This window comes from Neobacillus citreus (genome assembly GCF_018343545.2).
Taxonomy (GTDB): domain Bacteria; phylum Bacillota; class Bacilli; order Bacillales; family Cytobacillaceae; genus Neobacillus; species Neobacillus citreus.
Genome location: NZ_JAGYPE020000062.1, coordinates 23,170 through 33,113, shown reverse-complemented (window position 1 = coordinate 33,113; position 9,944 = coordinate 23,170). Strand labels below are relative to the sequence as shown.

At 41.3% G+C, this 9,944-nt stretch carries 7 protein-coding genes; all 7 read right to left on the bottom strand.

Annotation, left to right across the window (positions count from 1 at the left end; genetic code table 11):
- Positions 1-163 precede the first annotated feature (163 nt).
- Positions 164-2,686, bottom strand: coding sequence for a DNA gyrase subunit A (gene gyrA / locus KHB02_RS24275; protein WP_213147826.1), 2,523 nt, complete (start codon positions 2,684-2,686; stop codon positions 164-166).
- Between the two features lie 191 nt (positions 2,687-2,877).
- On the bottom strand, positions 2,878-4,800 hold the full coding sequence (gyrB, locus tag KHB02_RS24270) for a DNA topoisomerase (ATP-hydrolyzing) subunit B (protein ID WP_213147827.1): 1,923 nt from the start codon (positions 4,798-4,800) through the stop codon (positions 2,878-2,880).
- A 66-nt stretch (positions 4,801-4,866) separates the two neighbouring features.
- Positions 4,867-5,115 (bottom strand): extracellular matrix regulator RemB, encoded by a 249-nt coding sequence (remB, locus tag KHB02_RS24265; RefSeq protein ID WP_213116948.1) that lies wholly within the window; start codon positions 5,113-5,115, stop codon positions 4,867-4,869.
- Positions 5,116-5,123: 8 nt separating this feature from the next.
- Entirely contained in the window at positions 5,124-6,242 is a 1,119-nt protein-coding gene (gene recF, locus KHB02_RS24260) for a DNA replication/repair protein RecF (RefSeq protein WP_213147828.1), read from the bottom strand.
- Positions 6,243-6,261: 19 nt separating this feature from the next.
- Positions 6,262-6,477: a S4 domain-containing protein YaaA gene (yaaA, locus tag KHB02_RS24255; protein ID WP_213147829.1), complete on the bottom strand. Its 216-nt coding sequence runs from the start codon at positions 6,475-6,477 to the stop codon at positions 6,262-6,264.
- Between the two features lie 150 nt (positions 6,478-6,627).
- A complete protein-coding gene (gene dnaN, locus KHB02_RS24250) occupies positions 6,628-7,764 on the bottom strand; it encodes a DNA polymerase III subunit beta (protein WP_213147830.1) in 1,137 nt (378 codons plus the stop codon).
- 184 nt (positions 7,765-7,948) lie between these two features.
- A complete protein-coding gene (dnaA, locus tag KHB02_RS24245) occupies positions 7,949-9,295 on the bottom strand; it encodes a chromosomal replication initiator protein DnaA (RefSeq protein WP_213147831.1) in 1,347 nt (448 codons plus the stop codon).
- Positions 9,296-9,944: the final 649 nt, after the last annotated feature.

Below are 9,944 nucleotides of genomic sequence, written 5' to 3'. Positions count from 1 at the left end.
AAAGGTCAATTTCTCTATCGCTCAGAAGCGACTTTATAAATATACCACCGGTCCAAGTTAAAGTCAACAAGTTTTAATCATTTTTTTACTATATAAATATAATAAATTCAAAAGTACTGTTAAATATAGCAAACGGAGCACCTATTACAGTGCTCCGTTTATGTTATTCTTCATCAGAATTGATATTCACATCTGAGTTTTCACCTGATGCGTCTTCTTCTGTTTCCTCTGTATTATCATTTTCCTGGACTTCTTCTTTTTCTACTTTAGCTACAGTTGCCACATATTCATTCTTTTCATCGCCAAGGCTGATTAGTTTTACACCCTGTGTATTCCGGCCCATTTTGGAAATGCCGGCTACATCAATACGAATCAAGACCCCGCCTGTTGTAATCAGCATCAAGTCCTCTTCGCCGGTTACCGCTCTCATCGAGACAAGCTCACCGTTCTTATCTGTAATATGGCACGTCTTAATACCTTTCCCGCCGCGGCCTTGAATGCGGTACTCAGAAGCAGCAGTCCGCTTCCCGTAGCCATTTTTCGTTACGATCAGCACTTCATTATCTTCCTCAAGCACTTCCATGCCGACAACCTCATCATCACTGTCCAAGGTAATGCCTTTTACCCCTGTAGCGGTGCGGCCCATCGAACGGACATCTGTTTCTGGGAAGCGGATCAGCATACCTTTTTTTGTACCGATAATAATATGCTTGCTGCCATCAGTCATACGGGCAGAGATAAGCTCATCGCCCTCACGCAGACTTATGGCGATAAGTCCATTATTCCGGATATGGGCAAACGATGACAGCGGTGACCGCTTGGAGACACCTTCTTTTGTGGTAAAGAACAGGAACCAATCGTCCACAAATTCTTCAACAGGGATAATTGCGTTTACCCATTCACCTTTTTCAATACCCAGCAGATTGATAATCGGAATGCCTTTCGCCGTGCGGCCGTACTCCGGAATTTCGTAACCTTTGGAACGATAGACCTTCCCCTTATTCGTAAAGAAAAGAATCGTATCATGGGTTGAAGTCGTGATCAAATGCTCGACAAAATCATCCTCATTGGTGCCCATACCTTGGATTCCGCGGCCGCCGCGTTTTTGTGCGCGGTACGTGGAGACAGGGAGACGCTTAATATAACCGTTATGGGTTAATGAGATGACGATGTTTTCGCGTGGAATCAAATCCTCATCCTCAATGTTTTCAATTCCGCCTGCTGCGATCTCAGTGCGGCGTTTATCATTGAAACGTTCTTTTATTTCAAGAAGTTCTTCGCGGATAATTTCAAGGACCTTTTCCTCGTCCGCTAAAATGGCTTTTAACTCTGCAATGAGTTTTACAAGCTCCTGATATTCATCTTCAATCTTTTCTCTTTCCAAGCCTGTTAAACGCTGCAAGCGCATATCAAGGATGGCCTGGGCTTGTTTTTCTGAAAGATTAAATTGGGTCATTAACCCTTCACGGGCGATATCTGTCGTTTGCGAGTTGCGGATTAACGTAATGATAGCGTCAATATGGTCAAGTGCGATCCGCAGACCTTCTAAAATATGTGCCCTTGCTTCGGCCTTACGCAATTCAAATGCAGTACGGCGGCGAATGACTACCTTTTGATGCTCTAAATAATAGACTAAACATTGCTTTAGGCTTAGCACCTTTGGCTGTCCATTCACAAGTGCTAGGGTGTTAATTCCAAAGCTGGTTTGCAGGGCCGTCTGCTTGTATAAATTATTCAGCAGAACATTGGCGTTGGCATCCTTACGAACTTCAATGACAATCCGCATTCCGCGGCGGTCTGATTCATCGCGCAAGTCAGTGATGCCATCAATCTTTTTATCACGGACCAACTCTGCTATTTTTTCAATCAGTTTTGCCTTATTTACCTGGTAGGGAAGCTCATTAACAATAATGACCTCTTTACCATTAGACTTCTGCTCAATTTCCACTTTAGCCCTTATTGTAATGGAGCCCCGTCCGGTTTCATAAGCCTTGCGGATGCCGCTGCGGCCTAAGATGATCCCTCCAGTAGGGAAATCAGGCCCCGGGATGATCTCCATCAGCTCCTGAGTGGTAATGTCAGGGTCATGGCTGACAGCCAAGACCGCATCGATCGTCTCACCAAGCTGATGAGGCGGGATGTTGGTTGCCATCCCAACGGCAATTCCGGTTGTACCGTTCACTAATAGGTTAGGGAACCGCGCTGGCAAGACAACCGGTTCTCTTTCCTCACCATCATAGTTATCTTGATAATCAATCGTGTCTTTGTTAATATCTCTTAATAATTCCATTGAGATTTTCGACATTCTTGATTCAGTGTAACGCATCGCCGCAGCTGCATCACCGTCAACTGACCCGAAGTTCCCGTGGCCATCGACAAGCATGTAGCGATAGTTGAAATCCTGCGCCATCCGGACCATTGTTTCATAAACGGCGGAGTCACCATGCGGGTGATACTTACCAATAACATCCCCGACAATACGGGCTGACTTTTTATATGGTTTGTCCGCATGAATTCCTAGATCGTGCATAGCATAAAGAATACGGCGGTGAACCGGCTTCAGGCCATCACGAACATCCGGAAGGGCACGTGAAACGATAACACTCATTGCATAGTCAAGAAACGAAGATTTCATTTCTTGGCTAATATTAATTTCTTTTACCTGAGAATTTGGTGTTTCAGCCATAATTGGTACCTCCTATTAGGGTGTCACCTAAAATAAAAAAGGAGGATAGTGGACACCTCTACCCTTTTTCCCTTTTTTTAGCTAATAGGAAATTATAAATTTCCACAAATTATAATTTCCTAACGCATAAATACAACTACATCTCTATCTTCGTCCTATCGGACTCGCCAATCGGCGAGTTTTCATTTATGTTATATATCTAAGTTTTTCACGTATTGAGCGTTTTCTTCGATAAAGTTCCGGCGTGGTTCAACCTTTTCCCCCATCAGCATATCGAAGGTGTCATCCGCTTCGATCGCATCTTCAAGACTTACCTGAAGCATCGTTCTCGAACCTGGATCCATGGTTGTTTCCCATAACTGTTCAGGATTCATTTCTCCCAAACCTTTATAGCGCTGAATATTAGGCTTAGGCTGGCTTGGCAGCTCGGCAAAAACCTTGTCAAGTTCCTTGTCATTATAGGCATATTCTATCCGTTTCCCCTGCTGCACTTTGTAAAGAGGCGGCTGGGCGATATATACATAACCCGCTTCAATAATTTTCCTCATATAGCGGTAAAAGAAGGTCAGCAGCAGCGTACGAATATGGGCGCCATCGACGTCCGCATCTGTCATGATGATGACTTTATGATAGCGGGCTTTTCCAATATCAAAATCCTCACCAATCCCAGTGCCAATGGCTGTAATCATTGCCCGGACTTCATTATTGGAAAGAATCCGATCAAGACGAGCCTTTTCAACGTTCAGAATCTTACCGCGAAGCGGCAGGATTGCTTGGAAATGACGGTCGCGTCCTTGTTTCGCCGATCCACCCGCTGAGTCACCCTCAACGATATACAATTCGCTTTCCGATGGGTCTTTAGAAGAGCAGTCCGCCAATTTCCCGGGTAAACTAGATACTTCTAGTGCACTCTTGCGGCGGGTCAATTCCCTTGCCTTTTTGGCAGCGAGCCTTGCTCTTGCCGCCATTAGACCTTTATCGACAATCTTTTTAGCAACCATCGGATTTTCTAACAAGAACTTTTCAAAATGCTGAGCAAAAACGGTATCTGTTATCGCCCTGACTTCAGAATTTCCGAGTTTCGTTTTCGTTTGCCCCTCAAATTGCGGGTCCGGATGCTTAATCGAAACAATCGCTGTCAGGCCTTCGCGAACATCCTCACCGGAAAGGTTTGCATCGCTTTCTTTAATCAGATTGTTTTTCCTAGCATAATCGTTAATAACCCTCGTTAATGCCGTTTTAAAACCAGATTCGTGGGTTCCGCCTTCGTACGTATGAATATTATTGGCGAATGAGTAGATGTTATCTGTATAGCCTTCATTGTATTGCAGGGCAACCTCAACGCTGATTCCATCCTTTTCACCCTCCATGTAGATAGGCTCTTCAAGAATGACCTCTTTTGTCCGGTTTAAATGCTCCACATAGGATTTAATTCCGCCCTCATAATGATACTCATTGCGTTTATTTTCGACACGCTTATCTTCTATGGTGATTTTGATTCCTCGGTTAAGGAATGCAAGTTCACGAAGGCGTGTTGCCAGAATGTCAAATTCATACTCAAGTGTTTCTGTAAAAATTTCTCCGTCCGGCCTAAAATGGGTGATGGTTCCGGTTTTGTCGGTTGTTCCGACCACCTTTAGTTCAGAAGCGACATTGCCGCGTTCAAATTTTATTTCGTGAATTTTGCCGTCGCGATGTACATAGACTTCAAGCTCAGTAGATAGGGCATTAACAACCGATGCACCAACACCGTGCAGTCCGCCTGAAACCTTATAACCTCCGCCGCCAAACTTTCCTCCGGCATGGAGAACTGTCATAATGACCTCAACGGCAGGTCTGCCCATTTTTTCTTGGATGTCGACTGGAATACCGCGCCCGTTATCCGTTACCGTAATGCTGTTATCTTCTTCAATCGTGACATTGATTTCGTCACAGTAACCTGCAAGTGCCTCGTCAATACTATTATCAACGATTTCCCAAACAAGATGGTGAAGCCCTTTGCCGCTTGTTGAACCGATGTACATACCCGGTCTTTTCCTTACAGCCTCTAGGCCCTCCAACACTTGTATCTGATTGGCATCATATGCCTGCTCCTGAACTGCTTTTTGATCCATTGTCACTTGATTCACCTGCACTTTCTGCCAAATAAATCCTTATTTTTTTGAAAAATTATTATACTATTAAAATTCTTGTAAATGCATTTGGCTGGAACGTCTTTTTAACGTTCCGGAGGCTATCGGGGACAAATACACTTTGTCAAATGTAATCACAACTGATTTAAAAGGATTTTTTGAGAGGTTGATGACCTTATCCTGATGCCGCTGCAGGAATTCCCCAGCCAATTCAGAATTTTTCACACTATCTTTGTCCAATATGGAGATAATATCCTTTGCCCTAATATTGAGATCTTCCCCGATATGAATATACATGTTCCACCTCAATCTACTTTCTGAATAATACCGGACGAAACCTGGAAGGTTGAGGCTTCCTTTAATGTCTGGTGGTCTATGCCATCAACACTGGTTGTGGTAACAAAGGTTTGAACTTTACCCTGAATGGTATTTAATAAATGCGATTGCCGATAATCATCTAATTCCGACAACACATCATCCAACAGTAAAATAGGATACTCACCAATTTCCGCCTGAATTAATTCAATTTCAGCGAGCTTTACCGACAGTGCAGTCGTCCGCTGCTGTCCTTGTGATCCGAACGTTTGCACATCTCTTCCGTTTACGAAAAACAATAAATCGTCCCGATGTGGGCCAAATAAGGTAGTACCGCGTTCGATTTCTTTTGTCTTCACCTTTCCGAACTTTTCTTCAAAGCATGTTACCATTTTCGACAACTCTTGTTCTTCTAATACCTCTACGGAAGGTTTATAGTTGATTTCAAGTGTTTCCAGGCCCCTTGATATCCCTTTATGAATCGGACCAGCCCATTTTGCAAGCAAGTGAAGGAATTCAAACCTCTTCGCAATAATCTTTACAGCAACTTGAATAAACTGCTCTGTTAAGATCTCGAGCATTGTTTGGTCCGTTTGTTTTTTTATCTGAAGCATTTTCAGATAATGATTGCGCTGTTGAAGTATTTTTTGATATTGGCTCATATCATGTAAGTAAATAGGGGATATCTGGCCAATTTCCATATCAATAAATCGCCTGCGCACCTGCGGACTTCCTTTTACCAAATTAAGATCCTCAGGAGCAAACATGACAACATTCATATTCCCGACATACTGGCTTAATTTCTGCTGCTCAATATGATTAAGTCGTGCTTTTTTTCCCTTTTTTGAAATAACTAATTGTAAAGGCAATGAGCTGTACTGTTTTTGAACCCTACCCTCTATTTTAGCATACTCCTCGTCCCAGCGAATAAGTTCTTTATCATTAGAGGTCCGGTGGGACTTAGCCATGGCCAAAACATAAATGGATTCCATCACATTGGTTTTGCCTTGAGCATTTTCACCTAATATGACATTTACTTTATTTTCAAATTCAATAAATAACTCTTCATAATTGCGATAGTTTTTTAACGATAATGCTTCAATATACATAAGACTTCTCGTCCTTTAGCTATTCGGTAATCACAAATTCTCCAATACCGGGAATTTGGACTTTGTCACCGGCGCGAAGTTTCCTTCCTCTTCTTTGATCCTGTTCGCCATTTATAAACACTTCATGCTCACTTAAGAACCACTTGGCCATTCCGCCAGTAGAAATAACATCGGCAATCTGCAAGAACTGTCCCAATGTTATAAATTCCGCTTCGAGCTTTATTTTTTCAGGCATCCGCATCACCTTATTCTTAAAAAGTCTCAATACTTTATTTTACTAAAAAAACGGAACAGTTACAAAGGAAACCAAAAATAAACTTATGTTTGTCAAAAAGAAGACCGCCAGTGGAAGAAAGGCGGCCTATGAATAATAGCTTATATATGTTTAGTACGTTCTTACCGGCAAGATAAGCTGTAAAATCGTTTCATCATGAAGCGGGCGGATCAGGAATGGACGCATCGCCCCAGTAAAGCTCACTCTAATGTCCGTTCCTTCAAGAGCCTTCAACGCATCCATCATGTATTTAGCACTGAAAGAAATTTTTAAATCTTCTCCCTCAATCGATTCACTTTGGATTTCTTCGACAACCTTCCCAATTTCTGGAGTATTTGAGGAGATTTCAATGATTCCTCCCTCAATGGTAGAAAGCTTAACCACATTATTTCTGCCTTCGCGTGCTAAAAGGGAAGCACGATCAATAGCATGTAAAAATTCCTTTGTGTTGACAGTGACATCCGTTTTGCTTTCATTCGGAATCAATCTTGATGTATCAGGATAGTTTCCTTCCAACAATCTTGAAAAAAATAAAAGGTGCTTTGCTTTAAACAAAATTTGATTCTCGGTAATGACAATATCAATTTGCTCATTCGAGTCATCAATAATTTTGCTAAGTTCATTCAGGCTTTTTCCTGGAATGACAACGTTGTAGCTATCACTCGTCTCCATTTCTACTTTAGCTTTGCGGAGTGCAAGGCGATGGCTATCTGTTGCAATACAGGTTAATTCGCCATTCTCAATTCGCCAGTTTACACCTGTCAAGATTGGCCGTGTTTCAGATGTGGACACCGCAAAATGAGTTTGTCTGATCATTGCTTTCAGTAGGTCAGTGGCAATATGGAATTTATTATTTTCTTCAATCTGTGGCAGGTGTGGATATTCCTCTGCATCCAAACCAATCAAGTTAAATTCTGATTTACCGGAACGAATAACGGTTTGCAGGTGGTTTAATACCTCAATTTCGACAGAATCTGTTGGCAGCTTTTTCACGATTTCGCTAAAGAACTTCGCCTGCAAAACAATGGAGCCTGTTTGTTTAATTTCGACAATCTCATCGCCGGCGTCTTCTTTAGGAATAAAGGATTCAATGGAAATATCAGAATCACTTCCAGTTAAGGTTACTCCCTCGTCCGTTGTGGTGATTTTAATCCCCGTTAAGATTGGAATGGTTGTTCTCGATGTGACAGCCTTCATTACATCCTGGACACTTTGAACTAAGCGGTCGCGTTGGATTATAAATTTCATGTTTAAATCCTCCGTTTTAGGAATATTTTTTAATGCAATTACATATAATATTTTTTTAAAAAAATTAGTAGAAGTACTAGTAGGGCTTGTTAACATGTGGATAACTAACTTTTTCAAAGGAAAGACAGCCTATCCACATGTGGACAGACTGTGTATACATTCTCGTAAGTTATTCACAATAGGTCTAAATTTTCAACAGGTCATTTAGTTCTTTAATTTGCCGTTGCAGTTGAGAATCAGTTAGCAGCAGCTTTGAAATTTTTTCATGAGCATGAATAACAGTGGTGTGGTCACGGCCGCCGAATTCTTCTCCTATTTTCGGCAAAGAATAATCGGTTAATTCACGAGATAAGTACATGGCAATCTGCCTAGGAAAGGCAATTGACTTTGTCCGCTTTTTCGCCTTAAAGTCTTCAAGCTTAATGCTAAAATGTTCGCCAACAATCTTTTGAATATCATGAATGGTAATTACCTTTGGCTTAGAGGAAGGAATAATATCCTTCAATGCCTCCGCTGCCAGATCAGCATTGATATCCTTATTGATTAACGAAGAATAAGCGACAACTCGGATCAGTGCCCCTTCAAGCTCACGAATGTTGGAATCAATTTGATTCGCAATATACAGCATCACTTCATTAGGAATATCGAGGCCCTCTGCCTTCGCTTTCTTTCGCAAAATGGCAATTCTCGTTTCCAAATCTGGAGGGGTGATATCTGTGATTAAGCCCCACTCAAAGCGTGAACGCAAGCGGTCCTCCAAGGTTGGAATTTCTCTTGGCGGCCGGTCACTGGAAATGACGATTTGTTTACTTTCTTCATGAAGGCTGTTAAAGGTATGGAAAAATTCCTCCTGGGTTGATTCTTTTCCAGCCAAAAACTGAATATCATCTATAAGGAGGACATCCACGTTTCGATATTTATTGCGGAAATTCTCAGCCTTGTTGTCACGAATCGAGTTAATAAATTCATTTGTAAATTTTTCTGATGATAAATAAACTACTTTAGCTGAAGGATTATGGTCTAAAACATAATGGCCGATCGCATGCATTAAGTGCGTTTTTCCTAATCCGACGCCTCCGTAAATAAATAAGGGATTGTATGCTTTGGCCGGGGCTTCCGCAACGGCAAGCGAAGCAGCATGGGCAAAGCGGTTTCCGGATCCAATTACAAAAGTATCAAATGTATATTTTGAATTTAAAATATTGGAAGGAAAATCGTTATGCTCATCATCCTTTTTCGCCTTTTTTGGCGGTGTCGGGATTTCAAGCTCCTCTTCCTTCTGATTTTGCGGAATGATAAACTTTACAGCTAATTCTTCCCCTGTAATATCGTAAAGAATTCCAGAAATCAACTGAGAATAGCGTTCCTCCAGCCAATCGCGGGCAAACTCATTTGGCGCTGTGATGACAAGCAAATCGCCCTGAAGGGAATGAGCCTTTGTTGATTTTAGCCAAGTATCAAAGCTTGGTTTGCTGATTTTTTTCTCTATATTGGCAAGGGCCGCATGCCAAAGATCCGCAATATTTTCCACTAGTTTCCCTCCTTTTTATTTAAATACTCCGATGACGTTAAACTCCTAAGAAACGTTATCTATTTGAATTATTCATCTCTCATTCGGTGCAATATTTGGTATGAAAATTTTTTTCATCCGTGAGTACAACCTATTAATTTATTAAAATATGAACAGTGCTTGTGGAAAACATATAATAAGGAAATAATGTGGAGTTTCGACAATATCCACCTCTTGTGGACAAGTTTTTACAGAACCGTTGAATAAACTATCCACATGTTATCCACAGTTTGTGGATAAAGATTAAGGGTGACAAAGTTATTCAGAGTGAAAACACAAATATAATAACAAATAATATCAAGGTTTGCAATGGTTTTTCGATATTTATCCACAACCCTGGCAGACTGTGCATGAAAATTGTCCACAGGTTGATAATTTGTGAAAATCCTGTCAATATCTTGTGTGGATAGTCCGAAATTTGTCGATTTTTTATCCACAGAGGATTGAGAGAAGCCTTCAGGCTATTTTTTATCTAAACGGGCAAAATAATTCTTACCGAACCGAATCAAAGGGATCTGGGAAAAGGTAACAATATTAGGACAGTAGTTGACAATTTAAAGTTAACATCTTTATAATAAGTAAGACTGTCGTTTTAAATTTATAGGCTTAT